Genomic DNA, 15086 nt, shown 5'->3' with positions numbered 1-15086 from the left:
CGGGTGTATTCGGCTAGGCCGGTGTGCACGAAGCGCCCTTCCCGGTCAGCCGGCGTTCGGCGACTCCCATCGCCCACGTCAGGAAAGCCGCGGGCACGGCGTCGCGATGCGGGTGCACGGTCACGGTCGCGCCGGCGAACGGGTGGTCACGGGGCAGGGACACGACAAGGACGAACGCGTCCTCGTGCCAGGTCGGCGCGGGGAACGAGACGGCCCGCTCACCCGCGGTCACGGCGTCGACCTCGATCAGCTTGATCTCGCTACCGTTGAGTGATTCCGTCGTCGCGCGCACCGGCCGAGCCGCACGGGAGCTCTCGGTCCGCGCCGGCCGCGGTGGGTGCTCGACCCCTTCGGCGGCGTCGAGCAGGAACGACGGCAACTTGCTGCGAGCGCCCAGCACCTCGATGCCCAGAACGCGGCCGTCGGCCAGGAAGTCGAGGTTGATCGTGCCGCTCACCTCGACGGGGTCACACGGGTAGGTGTGCACGGACCGCGGCTCGGTCGCCGGGTCGGCGAAGTACACGTAGGCGGCGTTCGCCACCTCGTCGTACGCGATCTTGAGGTTCACCATGAGCGGGTCACGGCTGGGAGGACGCTGGTGCCGTGCAGGGAGAACGTGGGCTGCTCCGTGAACGTCTGCACGGACTCCGCGCCGCCGAGCCGGCCGTAGCCCGAGGCCGCCAGCCCGCCGAAGGGGACGTGGGGCTCGTCGCCCACGGAAGGTGCGTTCACGTGCACCGCGCCGCAGCGGAGCCGGCGGGCGAAATCCCACGCACGGGACGGGTCGCCGGCCACGACGGAAGCGGTGAGGCCACAAGCGCTGTCGGTGGCGGCCGCGACGAGGGCCGCGTCATCGGGGTGGGCCTCGATGCTGACGACCGCCGCGAAGGCTTCCTCGGCAGACAGCCGGCAACTCGGGGAAACACCGGTCAGCACGGTCGGTTTCGCGGAGCGGCCGTCGGCCGTGCCGCTGGTGAGGACACGGGCGCCGTGCGCTGATGCGTCGGAGATCAGGTCGGCGAAGCGGGCCGCGGAAGCGTCGGTGATGAGGGGTCCCACGGCGACGTCGTCGTGCCGCGGGTCGCCCACCGGCAGGGCCGCGGCCCGTGCGACAAGCCGTTCGGTCAGTGCGTCGAACAGCGGGGCCGCGACGAGGACGCGGTCGGTCACCATGCAGACCTGGCCCGAGTTGGCGAAGGCGGCGAACGCGATCTGGTCGGCCGCGACGTCGAGGTCGGTGTCGGAGAGGACGAGGGTGGCGTGTCACCTCAAGCGCGACGGCGACGGCCACGCCTGGCTGCCGACCGACCTGGAGCTCGACCTGCCCGCTCGCTGACCACGGAAGGACCCACCATGACCGCCGCGCACGTGGACCTGCACGCCCACTACGTGCCCGAGTTCTAACGCGAGGCCCTGATCGCCGCCGGGATCACCCGGCCCGATGGCATCAAGGCCATTCCCGAGTGGAGCGAGGACCTCGCACTGTCCACGATGGACCGGCTCGGCGTGCGGACGTCGATGCTGTCCATCTCCACCCCCGGTGTCCACTTCGGAGACGACGTCCGCGCCGCGGAACTCGCCCGACTGGTGAACGAAGAAGCCGTCCGGCTAGGGGAAACCACCCCGGACGGTTCGGGTTCTTCGCGAGCCTGCCGTTGCCCGACATCGACGCGTCGGTGACCGCGTTGTCACAGGGTTGTGATGGTCCGATCGCGGTCCACGCACACAGAGTGAGCACCCTGGGCGGGGTTCCGTAGTCCTCGAGCGAGAGGGATCCCGTTGAAACTCCGAAGTGTGGCGGCCGTGGTGGTGGCCGCGTTGTCCGTGACGGCGTTGGGTGTTGCTCCGGCAACAGCGATTGTCGGCGGGGCCCCAGCGCCGCGTGCGTATCCGTTCACCGGGTCGCTCAACCGGCCGGCCGATTCGCCCCGGCCAGACGGGCACGTGTGCGGGGTGACGCTGGTGGCGCCGCAGTGGGTGGTGACGGCGTCGCACTGCGCGCGCAACGATCTCGAGACCCAGGTCGGGTACCCGCACGACTGGTCGGTGCGGCTGGGTTCGGTGAGCGCCTCGTCGGGTGGCGAGGTGATCCCGGTCGAGAAGTTCGTGCGCCGTTCGAACGGCATCCTGCCGAACATCTTCGGCAAGGACATCGCACTGCTGAAGCTGGCCCGACCTTCGAAGGCCACGCCGATCAAAATCGCTTCCCAGGTCCCGGCGCCGGGCACCGGCGCGCGCATCATGGGCTGGGGAGTGACGTGTGACCAGGCCGCGCCGCAGTGTTACCCCGACCACCTGCGCGAGGCCGACACGACGGTGCAGCCGTCGTCGACGTGCCCGGTTTCGCTCAGCGACCTGTGCATCGGCGCCCTCGACGGCAAGATCGCGCCGACCAACATGGACTCCGGCGGCCCGGCGCTCGTGAAGGAAGGCGGCCGGTGGACGCTGGCCGGCGTCGTCAGCGGTGGCGACGGCCCCTCGCCGGGCATCTACACCAACGTGCCCGCCTACGCCGACTGGGTCCGCGAGACGATCACCGAACGCCACCCGACCCTGGAGGGCGCGGTGAACCTCGGCTCGTGCGCCGGTTCGCTGGTCCGCAAGGCCGGCGCCCGCCCGGACGACCCGGGCCTGCTGCTCACCAACGGCCACTGCATCGCCGGCGACCACCCCGCCGTCGGCTCCGCGGTGACCGACCGCGCGGAGGCCCGCGACGTCGCGGTGCTGACCGCCGCGGGCACGGTGAAGACGAGCCTGCACACCACCAAACTCCTGTACGCCACCATGACCGGCACCGACATCGCCCTGTACCAGGTCGACAAGACGTACGCCCAGCTCGCGGTCGCCGGTGCGAAGGTCTTCGAACTCGCCACGCACGAACCCCAGCAGGCCGACCAGATCGACGTGCTCTCGGGCACGCACCGCAAGGCCTGGTCGTGCGCCGTGGCGAACATCATCCCGGAGCTCCGCGAAGGCGGCTACACCCAGCAGCACGCGATCCAGTACAACGAGGCCTGCCTCCCCAGCAGCGGTGACTCAGGCTCCCCCGTGCTCGACCCGCACACGGGCCAGGTGGTGGGCATCCACAACACGTCGAACGATCTCGGCGGGGTGTGCACCGCGAGCAACCCTTGCGAGGTCGACGACCGCGGGGTGGTGACCGTCCACATGGGACGTGCCTACGGTCAGCAGACCGCCGGGATCCCCGCTTGCCTCACGGCCGGGTCGACGGTGGACCTTTCGCTGGCGGGTTGTGGGCTGACGAAGCCGAAGGCCTGACCACGCGGGTGATCCAGGCCTCCCGACGCGAGGCCTGGATCACCCCGGCGTGCACATTTCGCGACAAGATTGCATAAAACGGGTGATTCGGATGATCACGAGTGAGTTTCCGAGACCGGGATCCAGCGGAATGTCGGGCAGGATGCGGGGCATGCTCTTGCCCGGAAGACTCATCGCCGCCGCCTTCGTGGTGGCGGCTGCCGCGGGGTGCTCGGTCCCCGCGGCGACGGAACCCGCTGCGGCCGCGATCACGGTGCGCGAACCGGTCACGGCGGAGGCGGCAACGGAGACCAGTGCCCCGCCGACGACGGCATCGACGTTCGTGCCGGCGGCATCACCGGCGAAGTTGAGTGCGGCGTGTCCGTTCTTGGACCTCGACGAGTACAAGCAGGCGTTCGTCGTACCCCAGGAATTGGCCACGAGGGAAGAACCACCGGGCCACAGCGACGGCACCTCCTGGTACACGTGCACCTTCCTCTTCGCCAGCAGCCACCAGACGAAGTCCGGCCAGCTGGAGGTTGCCGCGTCGCCCGCGGGGACGTCCGCGAAGACTTGGCTCACGAGCGCGGTCCAGGGCTGCGCCGACAAGCCGAAGTACCTCAGCGGCAACGCTTTCTACTGCACAGAAAACGCGGACACGCTCAAGAACACGTACCTGGTGGTCACCAAGGTCTCGCACGGTCAGCCGCGGTTCGCGGCAGTGACCGCGGGGCCGCCGCCCGATTTCACGCATCCGGAGGCCTACGCCGCCATCGCGAAAACCCTCTCGGACCGGCTGTGAGGAATCAGAACTTGCACTGGCCCGGAAGACTCATCGCCGCCGCCTTCGTGGTGGCGGCTGCCGCGGGGTGCTCGGTCCCCGCGGCGACAGAACCCGTTGTCACTGCCGGCACGCTGCGTGAACCGGTCGGTGCCCACGCGAATACGGGGGCCAGTGCCCCGCCGTCGACCGCCTCGACGTTCGTGCCGGCGGCGTCCCCCGCGAAGCTGAGTTCCGCGTGTCCGTTCCTGGACATCGCCGAGTACCAGCGGACGTTCGACGTGAACCAGGATTTGGTCACGAAGGAAGAGCCGCCGGACCACAGCAACGGCATCACCTCGTACACGTGCGACTTCCTTTTCACCAGCAGCCACTCGACGGCCTCGGCGTACCTCTACGTCTTCGCGACAGGGGAGACGTCGGTGAAGGCATCACTCGAGGTCTCGGCGAAATCGTGCAGCGCCAAGCCGCATTACCTCGGTGACAACGCGTACTACTGCATCGACGCAGCGAACAACAGCGACGGCACCGACCTCGTGGTCACCAAACTCAGCCACCGGCAGATGCGCATCGCGATCGTGTCGTCGGGAATGCCAGTTGACGTCGACCACCCCGACGGTTACGCCACTCTCGCGAAGACGATCTTCGACCGGCTGTGAGCTCCGCGCCCGTCGTTGTGATCACCGCAGTGCCGGGGCCAGCGACACCAGCTGGTCGATCCCCGGGCCGCACTCCGTACCCACCGGAAGCAGCAGGGTGACGTGGTCGGCTCCGGCGTCGAGGTGGGATTGGACGGCGGCGGCGACGGCGTCCGGGCCGGCGAAGGGAACCAGAGCGCGCACCAGGTCGTCGGTGGGTTCCGTGGGATGGCCGAGGGCCGTGAGGATCGTGCGGAACGCCGCGCGGTCGAGCCAGGTCGAGACGGTGTGGCGGGCCGTCTCGAGCGAGTCGGCGATGGGCTGGGCGACGACGAGCAGCTTGTCCGGGCCGAGCACCCGGCGAGCGAACGCCGTGTGCTCGGGCGGCAGGCCGGCGGGCAGGGCACCGTCTGCCCGCTCGGCGCCGAGGGCGAGCATCTTGGGGCCGTTGGCACCCAGGATGACCGGGTACGGCACGTCCGGTGCGGGCGGCCGGGTTTCCGCCGCCATTCCGTCCAGATAGGACCTCATGGTGGCCAGCGGAGTCCCGAAGGGACGGTCCACACTCGACGCCTGCTGCGGGTAACCGACCCCGAGGCCGAGAGTGAACCGGCCGGGGAACGCCTGCGCCAGGAAGGCCGCCGCGGCGTGGGCGGTCTGGGGTGGCCGGGCCCAGATGTTGGCGACGCAGGTGCCGAACGCCAACGTCTCGGTCGCGCCCAGGAGCACGGCGAGTTGCGCGAGCGCGTCTTTGCCGATGACCTCGTTGGTCCACACCGCGCCGAACCCGGCGCTCTCCAGTCTGCGGGCGGCGGTGCGTTGGTCGTCCGCCGAGGGGGTGCTGGTGAAGGTGACCGGCAGGCACACACCGAGCGGACCGGCGGGGGACGCGGCCATCAGCGGGCGAAGTAGTGGCCGGCGTCCAAATCGGACAGCAGGCCGGGGTGGGCCGGCCGCCAGTCCATCAGGTCCTGGGTGCGGGCGCTCGACGCCGGCATGTCCGCGGCGAAGATCGGCCCCAGCCAGCCGAAGTGCTCGGCGGCCCGCTCGACGGGGATCGACTCGATCGGCAGGCCGAGGTTCTTGCCGATGCGTTCGGCGATCTCGCGCACGGGGATGCCCTCGTCGCCGACGGCGTGCAGGCGGGTGCCGGCCGGCGCGTGTTCCAGGGCCAGGCGGTAGAGCCGCGCGGCGTCGAGGCCGTGGACGGCGGGCCAGGCGTTCGCGCCGTCACCGGGGTAGGCCGAGACGCCGTGTTTGCGGGCGGTTTCGATGAGCAGTGGGACGAAGCCGTGCCGGTCTTCGGCGCTGTGGACCGAACGCGGCAGGCGCACGACGGAGCCGCGGACCCGCCGTGGTGCCAGCGCCACCACGACGTCTTCGGTGGCGATGCGCCCGGCGGCGAGCGAACCGGCCTCGGGCACGGTGTCTTCCGTCGCGACGGCTCCTGGCGCGCCCGGGGTGCCCGAGGTGATCACGAAGGGACGGCCGGTGCCGGCCAGGGCTTCGCCGAGGGTCTCGACCGCGAGGCGGTCGGCGCCGACCGAGCGGGCGAAGTCGCTGAAGTCGTGGATGAACGCGGTGTGGATCACGCCGTCGGCCGTGGCGGCGCCGGCGCGGAGGCTGTCGAGGTCTTCGAGGCTGCCGCGGTGGACGTCGGCGCCGAGGGCCGCGAGCTTGGCGGCGGAAGCGTCCGAGCGTGCGAGACCCGACACTTGGTGGCCGAATTCGAGCAGCTCGCGCACGACCGCGGCGCCGACGAATCCGGTCGCACCGGTGACAAACACACGCATGATGGTGATCCTCCAACAAGGGATGTTCTGGTTCTTTCAGCCTGCCGCCGGATCCCGCACCCTCGCCAATGAAACCTTCGTATCGCGCAATACGTTTCGCGCATCACCGCAGCTAGGATTGTCGACATGCCCGAACAGTCCGTCGATCTCGACCTCCGGCTGGTGCACTGCTTCACGGTCGTCGCGGAGCACCGGCACTTCGGCCGCGCGGCCGAGGCCCTGCACGTGACGCAGCCTTCGCTGAGCCGCCAGATCCGCCGGCTCGAGCAGCAGCTCGGCGCGCGGCTGCTGGATCGCACCCCGCAGGGCAGCCGGCTCACGGAGGCCGGCGAGGTGTTCCTGCCGCAGGCCAAGGCGTTGCTGCGGACGGCGGCGCAGGCAATCGGCCGGACGCGGGCGGCCGCGCAGCCCAGCCGGCTGGCCGTCGGGTACGCGGGCGGGCTCATCGTCACGCCGGCCGTGCGCGAGATGCGCCACCGCTTCCCGGACGCCGAGGTGCAGACGCTGCACGTGGCCTTCGACGACGTACCGGCCTCGCTGCTGGAGCACCGCCTCGACGCCGTGGTGAGCCGGCTGCCGTTTCCGACCGACGGCCTGCACGTCACGGTGCTCTACGACCAACCGCGGGTGGTCATTCTCCCCCTCGATCACCGGCTGGCGGGCAAGGAGTCGGTGAGCATCAACGACATCGCCGACGAGCCACTGCCTCGTATGCGCGACTCCGATCCGGCGTGGAGCGCGTACTGGCGCGTCGAGCCGCGACCCGACGGCCGGCCGATCCCCGACGGGCCCGTGATCGACGCGCTGGAGGACAAGTTCGAGGTCGTCGCCGCCGGGCAGGCCGTGGTCATCTCCGCCGGTCACGACGTGCGGTTCCTGCGCCCGGACCTCACTTCGGTGGTACTGGAGGACGTCGAACCGGCGCACGTCGTGCTCGCCACCCGCGCCGACGATCGCGGCCGTCTGGTCACGGCTTTCCGCAAGGTGGCGCAGACTCACCTCACCGGCCGGTAAAGTGAACGGGAGTTGAACGAAAGGGTTGCCACCGTGCGCTGACATCCCGTTCTCGCGGCCGCACCGCCGCTCTCGCGACACGCCCTGTTCCCGTGCGACCCCGAGGATTCCCGATGAGCACCGACAACAACACCGTGGGGCAGTGGCGCGCGCCGAAAACGGTGGCAGAACTGGCGGCCGGCCCCGCCTGGACGGTCGAGCGCAGCGCCACGACCGGCCAGTGGAGCACCGCCGAATGGCACCACGGCTCCTGGCAGATCGGTCTGACGCCCGTCCGCCACGGAGTCATCGCCGCCATGCTGTGGTCCCAGGACAAGCTGGTCGAACACACCCGCGGCGGCGAGGCCACGATTTGCGCGAAGGTCACCGGGTGGCTGCAGGAGATCGCCCGCAGGGCGTGAGATCCCCCGCCGTCGGCGGCGGGGAACGCCTGCCGGCCCGCGATCCAGAGACCGCGGCGAACCGCGGCAAACCCCCAAGGGTGGCGCAGAGAAACCCCGCGCCACCCCCTGGTCAAGCCGAGGCGCTCAGTAGTCCTCGGGATCGTCGACCACGTGGATGGCCGCTTCCTCCGCCGAAGCCGCGCCGCCGTCGATGCCGATGTCGGTGGCGTACAGCTCGTCGTCGGTGTCCTCGCCGGTGCCCTCGTTGGCGGCGACGAGGCGGCCCGCGCGGAAGTCGCCGAGTTCTTCGTCCAGGAGCTCGCCGTCGGTGTCCTCGGTGTCGCCCAGGTCGTCGCCCTCGTCGGGCCGGACGTCGGGCAGCTCGCGGGACAGGCGGCCCTCCCAGCTCTCGCCCTCGCGTTCCTCCTCGGGCGTGGTGCCGAACTCGTCGACCTCGTACGGCCGCTCCGGCGGCGAGTAACCCTCGTCGTACGGGTCGCCGTCCTCGAGGGTGTCTTCGGGGTCGAGCACGCCGGTGTCGGCGTTGTCCTCGATGTCGTCGTCCACGAACGGCTCCTCTCTCGGGGCGCCCTTAGTCTCGCGCCCGCGCGGGGAAACTACCAGGTGAGCCCGCCGCGCCTTGTTCAGCGCGGCTCAAGGATCCCGGACGAGATCGACGACGCCGTGAGGTGCTTGTAGCCGACGCTCGGGAAGTACACCAGCAGCTCGTGGTCGTCGCGGCTCAGCAGCTGGCCGTCGCCCCACAGGCGGTGGTGGACGGGGGCGCCGCCGGTGACGCTGGCGCGCGAACGTTCGCTGGTGCCCGACGCTCGGTCGTTGTCGCAGTTTTGACAGGGCGGTGTGTAGGTCTCACCGAAATAGGCGAGAAGTTCCGCACGACGGCAACGCGTGCTCTCGGCGTACCCCCGCGCGGCTTCGAGGCGGCTCGTCAGCACGGCCTGCCGGCGCCGATCGAGGTCCACCAACTGGTCGGCGAGCTCGGCCGGCGGGGTGAGTTCCTGTTCGCATTCCACCACACGGTGGTGGCCCGAGCCCGTGACGCCCACGAACCCCAGCTCGGCGAGCTCGTTGACCACCCGCTCGACCGAGTGCACAGGCACTCCCGCCGCGGTGGTCAGGTCCGTGAACGTGGTGTGCCCCGGCGCGTTCTCGATCGCGTCGACGACCGCGTGCACGGTGTCCTCGCCCAGGTGCGTGCGGGCGGCCAGCAGGCGCGGGATCCGGATGGTGCGCGGATCGTGCACCAGCACCGCCACGGCGGGCTCCCCGTCGCGGCCGGCGCGCCCGATCTCCTGGTAGTAGTCGTCGATGCTCGCGGGCACCCCCGCGTGCACGACCGTGCGGATGTCGGACTTGTCGATGCCCATGCCGAACGCGCTCGTGGCCACGACGACGTCCAGCTTCCCCGCGAAGAAATCGTCCTGCACCTGCGCGCGGGCGGCCGCCGTCATCCCGCCGTGGTAGGGCGCCGACCGGAACGCATCGAGCCGCAGCCGTTCGGCCAGCGACTCGCACCGGGCGTGGGTCAGCGCGTAGACCAGCGCCGGGGTCTCGTGCTGGATGAGCACGTCCACGCACCGGTCGTCGACGGCGCGTGACTCGGGCTTGCTGGGCTGCGTCGGCCGCATCGACAGCGCGATGTTGGGCCGGTCGAAATCGGCCACCACCACCTGCGGGTCGCGCATCCCCAGCCGCCGCGTGATGTCGGCCTGCACCGGCGGCGACGCCGTGGCCGTGAGCGCGAGGATGGGCGGCCGGCCGAACTCCTCGATCGCATCGCCGAGGCGCAGGTACTCGGGCCGGAACTCCTGTCCCCATTCGCTCACCAGATGTGCTTCGTCCACCACGAACAACGTCACGTTGCCGATGGCCGCGCGCGTCTCGGCGTTGGTGAGCTGCTCGGGCCCGAGGTAGACGAAGTCGAGCTCGCCCTTCTCCAGCCGGGCCAACGTCTCGCGCCGCTCGTGCACCTTCTGGCTCGAGTTGAGCAACGCGGCGCGGATCGTGCGGTCGCCGAACGCCCGGCCCTCGATCGACCGCAGCTGGTCGCGCTGCAGGGCGATGAGCGGCGAGATGACCAGCGTCAGCCCACCGCGGGCAAGGCCCGCGACCTGGTAGATGGCACTTTTCCCGCTGCCGGTGGGCAGCACCGCCAACGTGTCCCGCCCCGCCGCGACCGCTTCGGCCGCCGCCACCTGTGATGGCCGAAGGGAGAATTCGAACAACGCACCCGCCACCTCGGCGGGAGTCGGACGTGAGCTGGTCATGGCGTCGAAGGTACTGGCCGCCCGGCCGCACGACACGGCCGAGCGGCTCGGAGCCCGCTAGTGGAGCTTCTGGGCCCAGTCGGCCGGCAGCCGGTCGGCCGGCCCGGGCGCGGCCTGGTCGAGCGGGCGGTGCGCCGGGGCGGCCAGCTCGGGGCCGCGTTCGTACATCACTTCCTCGACGTAGTCCCAGAACCACTCCTCGCCCGGTTCGAAGCTGCGGACCAGGCGGTGCCCGGACGCCGCGGCGTGCGCGGTCGCGTGCTGGTTCGGCGACGAGTCGCAGCAGCCGATGTGGCCGCACTGCGCGCAGCGGCGCAAGTGGAACCACCAGCCCTGCGGGCTCGCCGCTTCGCAGTCGGCGCAGCCGGTGCCACTCGGCGCCACGGTGGGGTCGACACCCTCCACGGGTTCCTCCTTTGCGCGAAAGTCCTGTGGCACCAGCTTACTGTGCCGATCGTTACCGATCCGACCACAGTCACGGCCGAATGGCTTCGTGGCAACGGTTACGTGCTGCGTGGGGGTCGGCCTTCTTTGGTCGGATCGGTGATCACAACCGCGGTGCCTGCTCGGCCAGTTGCCACAGGTACCGGCACGCCAGCGTCCGGTAGGGGCGCCACCGCTCGGCCAGCCGCGTGAGCTCGGCTGGCGTCGGGCGCTCGGGCAAGCCGTAGACCTGCGCGACGGTGCGGCGCAGCTCGAGGTCACCGACCGGCAGCACGTCGGGACGGTGGAGGTGAAACATCAGGAACATCTGGGCGGTCCACACGCCGATGCCCTTGACCACGTCGAGCTGCGCGATCACGTCCTCGTCGGGCAGCGCGTCCAGCGCGTCGAGATCGAGCTCACCCGACAGGACGCACTCGGCGAGCGAGCGCAGCGACACCGTCTTCGCGCGCGACAACCCCGCTGCCGGACGCAGCTCCTCGGGATCGTCGGCCAGCAGTTCCTCCGGCGTCGGCACGTGGCCGCCGAAGCGGTCCTTCAGTTTGCGGAAGATCGCGCGCGACGCGTGGATCGAGATGTTCTGGCTGACGATCGCGCGCACGAGCACGCCGTAGTGGTCCTCCGGCACGTCCGGGTCGGCCACCGGCGGCCGGCCGACGACCTCGTCCACCACCCGGCCGAGTATCGGATCGGCCGCCCGCAGGTGCTCCTCGGGCGTCATCCGCGCGATGTTACCCCAGGTCAGCGGGGGCGTCCTACATCGTCTGCGTCATCCCGCCGTCGACCACGACGTCGGTGCCCGTGAGGTTTCCGGCCCGGTCGCTCGCCAGGAACGTGACGAGGTCCGCCACCTCCTCGGGCCGGGTGAACCGCCCCCACCGCGCCACCCACCGTTTCCGCGACGCCACCCTTGCCGAGCCACAGGTCCGTGGCGACCGGCGCCGCCCGCGTGGAGCGCATCGCCTCGGACCGAGCCTAGGCCTCTCGGCGGCCGGCCGGCGCCTGCCGAGCGCGCAGCGGTGCCGTGGACCGGCGGTTGACCAGCTCCACCGGCAACACGATCGACCGCGGCCCGCCGTCGGGGTCCTCGAGCATGTCGACGAGCAGTTTCGCGGCTTCGCGGCCCAGGTCGTACTGCGGGATGCGGATGGTGGTCATCGGCGGGGACACGTGGTCCATGAAAGGCGTGTCGTTGAAGCCGATGATGCTCACGTCGTGGGGGCAGGTCAGGCCGTGTTCGCGCAACGCGTCGTAGCAGCCGAGCGCGATGAGGTCGTTGCCGGCGACGATGGCGGTGAAGTCGACGTCCCCGTCACGCAGGAGTCCACTGAGGACACGATGACCCTCGCGCTGGGACCAGGCTTCGCACTGCGCCACGCGTTCTGGTTCGCGGTCGAGACCGTGATCGGCGAGCCCCTGCACAAAGGCGCGCTTGCGGTGCACACCGGTCGACAGGTCCTGCGGCCCCGCGAGGTGCACGATCCTGCGGTGGCCGGATTCCACGAAGTGGCTGAGCGCGAGCCGGACGCCGTGGTCGTCGTCGGCCGTGACGGAGGGAATGTCGCCGCGGTCGACGGTGCGGTTCACCAGCACGAGCGGGTGGCCCTGGGCGGCCATCTGCTCGGTGGTGCCGTCGTGGAGGCGGGAGCCGGCGGAGATGAAACCGTCGACGCCGCGCGCGAGGAACGCGTCGATCGAGGCGGCGGTGATCTTCGGGTCGTCGTCGGTGTTGGCGATCCACGTGCTGTAGCCGCGTTCGCGCAGGATGTCCTCGGCACCGCGGACGATCGGCGGGAAGATCGGGTTCGTGAGGTCCGGCAGCAGGATGCCGATCGCCATCGACCGGGCGGTGCGGAGCGTGCGGGCGCTGAGGTTGCCCGAGTACCCGAGGTCGGCGGCGGCGCGGAGCACCCGGTCGAGCGTCGCGCTGTTCACCAGGTGGCGGCTGGTCCCGTTGAGGGCCCTCGACGCGGTCGCGACGTGGACCCCGGCGCGCGCGGCCACGTCCTTCAAGGTCGCTCTTCGCACGAGGGCAGTATACGCACGGGTGCGTCTGAGTCCCAGGTCGCAAACGGTTCCGGGCGCCCGCGCGGAGCCTGCCCGACGGCAAACCTGTCACACATCGCGGCGCCGCCTTGTCTCAGCTCGCGGAAGGTCAACCGACGCCCGAAGGAAGCTTATGAGCATGGACCATTCACACCATCTGCCCAACCCCGAATCGTCCGCGCCGCCGCCGAAGATCGAGGTGGTGGGGACGGCGGAGGGGGCTCCGGCGGCGCCCGAGGGTGCCGTGCCGATGACGATCCTGGTCACGCTGCCACCCGGGTGCGACGGCGCGCCGCCGCACCGGCATTCGGGGCCGGCGTTCGGGTACGTGGTCAAAGGCGAGATCGTGTTCGAATTGGAGGGTGACCCGCAGCGGGTCGTGAAGGCCGGGGAATCGTTCTGGGAGCCCGGTTTCGACGTGATCCACTACCAGGACGGCAACAACCTCGACGACGCCGAGTCGCAGTTCGTCGTCACCATGTTCTGCGCGCCGGGCCAGCCGATGCTGATCCCGGTGAGCGACGAGGAGCTCGAGGAACGCAAGCACCTGCGTGCGCCTCGCCCGTGACACAGAGAACGAGTACGGAGGCGGCAAGACCACCGTGCTCGTCCCGGTGAACCGTGGGGCGCACCCGGCCGCCGGGAGCGCCCCACGGCTTCACTCGACCAGCTTGCCTTCCGTGGAAACGTCGCGCATCAGCGCGGCGATCTCGGCCGGCACCGGCGGCAGCGCTTCCCGCTCGATGCGCCCGGGCCCGGACCACACCAGGTTCACCCGCATCGACTCGTCGAGCGCCGGGTGGTCCGACCGGTTGTGGCAGCCCCGCGTCTCGCGGCGTTCCAGGGCGGCCTCGAGCGTCGCCCGGCCGGCCAGCGCCGGGGACTTCAGGTCGAACGCGTGCGCCAGGTCCTGGAACCCGGCGAGATCCGGGTGGACGCCGACGTTTTTCATCCGGTCCTCGAGCTCGTCCAGTTCGGACAGTCCCGCGAGCAGACCCTCCTCGTCGCGGACGACACCCGCGTGTTCGGTCATGGTGTTGCGCAGGGCACGCTGCAGGGCCCGCACGTTCTCGGGCCCGTCGGCCGCCAGCAGCTCGTCGAGCTCGCCGCGCGCCTGCGCCACGGCGGCGGCCGAACGACGTTGCGCGGACAACGAAGCGGAGTATTCGGCCGCGGCCTCGCCGACGATCCGGCCGTACACCAGCAGTTCGATCAGCGAGTTGCCGCCGAGCCGGTTGGCGCCGTGCAGACCGCTCGCGGCCTCGCCGATCGCGTACAAGCCTTCGACGCCCGTGCCGTGGTCGGAAGAACGCACCCAGACACCGCCCATCGAGTAGTGCGCGGTGGGCGCGATCTCGATGGCGCTCTTCGTGATGTCGAGCATCTGCAGTTCAAGCAACGTCTGGTACACCCGCGGCAGCCGCTTCATGATCGTCTCGCGTGGCAGGTGCGACACGTCGAGCCACACGCCACCGTTCGGGGTGCCGCGCCCGGCCTTGATCTCCGTGTACGCGGCGAGCGCCACGCGGTCGCGAGTGGACAGTTCCATCCGTTCCGGGTCGTAGTTCGCCATGAACCGTTCACCGAGCGCGTTGCGCAGCTGCCCACCCTCGCCGCGCGCGGCTTCCGACACCAGCGTGCCCGCCGCGTTCTCCGGTTCGAGCAGCCCGGACGGGTGGAACTGCACCAGCTCCGGGTCCCGGATGCGGCCGCCGGCCAGCACGGCGAGGCGGAACGAGTCGCCCGTGTTCTCATCGCGCCGCGAGGACGTGCGGCGCCAGATGCGCGTGTGGCCGCCGGCGGCGAGGATCACCGCGTCGGCGTGGATCAGGTAGCGGGTGCCGGTGTCGAGGTCGAAGCCGTAGGCGCCGAAAACCACGTTGTCGCGCACCAGGATCCGGGTGAGGTAGACGTTCTCGAGCACCCGGACGTCGAGCTGCGCCGCGCGGTTCACGAGCGTGCGCTGGATCTCGAGTCCGGTGTAGTCACCCGCGAACGCGGTGCGCCGGTAGGTGTGTGCGCCGAAGAAGCGCTGGGAGATCCGGCCGTCGGCCTCGCGGGCGAACGGCATGCCCCAGCGTTCGAGGTCCTCGATGCCCCGCGCGGCGTTCTGCGCCACGACCCGCACGGTGTCGGGGTGCGCGAGGAGGTAGCTCTCCTTGATGGTGTCGGCGGCGTGCTGCTGCCAGCTGTCGGCCGGGTCCATGGTGGACAGTGCGGCGTTGATGCCGCCGGCGGCCAGCGTGGTGTGGGCGTCGGACTTGGCCCGCTTGCCGACCACGAGCACATCGACGCCCCGCTCGGCCAGCTCGATCGCGGCGCGCAACCCGGACCCGCCCGTGCCGATCACCAGTACCGACGTCGCGATCTGCTGTTCTGTCATCGAAATTCCCTTCCGACGCCCGCGGCGCGGGTGGCTCCGGGACCCGGGCCACCCGCTG

At 70.7% G+C, this 15086-nt stretch carries 18 protein-coding genes; 7 read left to right on the top strand and 11 right to left on the bottom strand.

Annotation, left to right across the window (positions count from 1 at the left end):
- Positions 1-13: 13 nt before the first annotated feature.
- Both ACWEOE_RS14545 and ACWEOE_RS14540 read right to left on the bottom strand, forming a co-directional pair.
- Complete coding sequence (locus ACWEOE_RS14545; protein ID WP_452008474.1) at positions 14-571, bottom strand: DUF2283 domain-containing protein; 558 nt, start codon at positions 569-571, stop codon at positions 14-16.
- Positions 565-1212, bottom strand: a complete 648-nt coding sequence (locus ACWEOE_RS14540; protein ID WP_452008819.1) for an aldehyde dehydrogenase family protein — start codon at positions 1210-1212, stop codon at positions 565-567. The genes ACWEOE_RS14545 and ACWEOE_RS14540 overlap by 7 nt, the downstream gene beginning before the upstream one ends.
- Here ACWEOE_RS14540 and ACWEOE_RS14535 point away from each other — a divergent pair.
- The 4 genes from ACWEOE_RS14535 (at position 1172) to ACWEOE_RS14520 (ending at position 4698) form a co-directional block, all read left to right on the top strand.
- Positions 1172-1336, top strand: coding sequence for a hypothetical protein (locus ACWEOE_RS14535; RefSeq protein ID WP_452008471.1), 165 nt, complete (start codon positions 1172-1174; stop codon positions 1334-1336). The genes ACWEOE_RS14540 and ACWEOE_RS14535 overlap by 41 nt on opposite strands.
- Positions 1337-1794: 458 nt before the next feature.
- Positions 1795-3279 carry a trypsin-like serine protease gene (locus tag ACWEOE_RS14530; protein WP_452008469.1) on the top strand — a complete coding sequence of 495 codons (1485 nt, stop codon included), beginning with the start codon at positions 1795-1797 and terminating at the stop codon, positions 3277-3279.
- 151 nt (positions 3280-3430) lie between these two features.
- On the top strand, positions 3431-4060 hold the full coding sequence (locus ACWEOE_RS14525; RefSeq protein ID WP_452008466.1) for a hypothetical protein: 630 nt from the start codon (positions 3431-3433) through the stop codon (positions 4058-4060).
- A gap of 11 nt (positions 4061-4071) precedes the next feature.
- Complete coding sequence (locus tag ACWEOE_RS14520; RefSeq protein ID WP_452008464.1) at positions 4072-4698, top strand: hypothetical protein; 627 nt, start codon at positions 4072-4074, stop codon at positions 4696-4698.
- 21 nt (positions 4699-4719) lie between these two features.
- Here the strand turns inward: ACWEOE_RS14520 and ACWEOE_RS14515 are convergent, their stop codons facing one another.
- Both ACWEOE_RS14515 and ACWEOE_RS14510 read right to left on the bottom strand, forming a co-directional pair.
- Positions 4720-5574: an LLM class flavin-dependent oxidoreductase gene (locus ACWEOE_RS14515; RefSeq protein WP_452008462.1), complete on the bottom strand. Its 855-nt coding sequence runs from the start codon at positions 5572-5574 to the stop codon at positions 4720-4722.
- Positions 5574-6470, bottom strand: a complete 897-nt coding sequence (locus tag ACWEOE_RS14510; protein ID WP_452008460.1) for an SDR family oxidoreductase — start codon at positions 6468-6470, stop codon at positions 5574-5576. Before ACWEOE_RS14510 ends, ACWEOE_RS14515 begins: the two co-directional genes overlap by 1 nt.
- Positions 6471-6596: 126 nt before the next feature.
- Here ACWEOE_RS14510 and ACWEOE_RS14505 point away from each other — a divergent pair, with 126 nt between their 5' ends.
- Entirely contained in the window at positions 6597-7484 is an 888-nt protein-coding gene (locus ACWEOE_RS14505; protein WP_452008457.1) for a LysR family transcriptional regulator, read from the top strand.
- Between the two features lie 113 nt (positions 7485-7597).
- Complete coding sequence (locus tag ACWEOE_RS14500) at positions 7598-7885, top strand: hypothetical protein (RefSeq protein ID WP_452008455.1); 288 nt, start codon at positions 7598-7600, stop codon at positions 7883-7885.
- Between the two features lie 126 nt (positions 7886-8011).
- On the opposite strand, the gene ACWEOE_RS14495 is transcribed toward ACWEOE_RS14500, so the two are convergent.
- The 6 genes from ACWEOE_RS14495 to ACWEOE_RS14470 all read right to left on the bottom strand — a co-directional run bounded on the left by ACWEOE_RS14495 (position 8012) and on the right by ACWEOE_RS14470 (position 12627).
- Positions 8012-8434, bottom strand: coding sequence for a DUF5709 domain-containing protein (locus tag ACWEOE_RS14495; protein WP_452008452.1), 423 nt, complete (start codon positions 8432-8434; stop codon positions 8012-8014).
- A 77-nt stretch (positions 8435-8511) separates the two neighbouring features.
- Positions 8512-10155, bottom strand: a complete 1644-nt coding sequence (locus ACWEOE_RS14490) for a RecQ family ATP-dependent DNA helicase (RefSeq protein WP_452008449.1) — start codon at positions 10153-10155, stop codon at positions 8512-8514.
- 57 nt (positions 10156-10212) lie between these two features.
- A complete protein-coding gene (locus tag ACWEOE_RS14485; protein ID WP_452008446.1) occupies positions 10213-10560 on the bottom strand; it encodes a UBP-type zinc finger domain-containing protein in 348 nt (115 codons plus the stop codon).
- A gap of 142 nt (positions 10561-10702) precedes the next feature.
- Positions 10703-11320 carry a DNA-3-methyladenine glycosylase family protein gene (locus ACWEOE_RS14480; protein WP_452008444.1) on the bottom strand — a complete coding sequence of 206 codons (618 nt, stop codon included), beginning with the start codon at positions 11318-11320 and terminating at the stop codon, positions 10703-10705.
- A 34-nt stretch (positions 11321-11354) separates the two neighbouring features.
- Positions 11355-11486: an SDR family oxidoreductase gene (locus tag ACWEOE_RS14475; protein WP_452008441.1), complete on the bottom strand. Its 132-nt coding sequence runs from the start codon at positions 11484-11486 to the stop codon at positions 11355-11357.
- Positions 11487-11574: 88 nt separating this feature from the next.
- Positions 11575-12627: a LacI family DNA-binding transcriptional regulator gene (locus ACWEOE_RS14470; protein WP_452008438.1), complete on the bottom strand. Its 1053-nt coding sequence runs from the start codon at positions 12625-12627 to the stop codon at positions 11575-11577.
- 157 nt (positions 12628-12784) lie between these two features.
- Here ACWEOE_RS14470 and ACWEOE_RS14465 point away from each other — a divergent pair, with 157 nt between their 5' ends.
- Positions 12785-13213 (top strand): cupin domain-containing protein, encoded by a 429-nt coding sequence (locus ACWEOE_RS14465; protein ID WP_452008436.1) that lies wholly within the window; start codon positions 12785-12787, stop codon positions 13211-13213.
- Between the two features lie 90 nt (positions 13214-13303).
- Here the strand turns inward: ACWEOE_RS14465 and ACWEOE_RS14460 are convergent, their stop codons facing one another.
- Positions 13304-15028 carry an L-aspartate oxidase gene (locus ACWEOE_RS14460; protein ID WP_452008434.1) on the bottom strand — a complete coding sequence of 575 codons (1725 nt, stop codon included), beginning with the start codon at positions 15026-15028 and terminating at the stop codon, positions 13304-13306.
- Positions 15029-15086: the final 58 nt, after the last annotated feature.

It is taken from the genome of Amycolatopsis sp. NPDC004368 (genome assembly GCF_053602515.1).
Note: the sequence above shows the minus strand (reverse complement) of the source record. Positions and strands in the feature narration are given on the sequence as shown.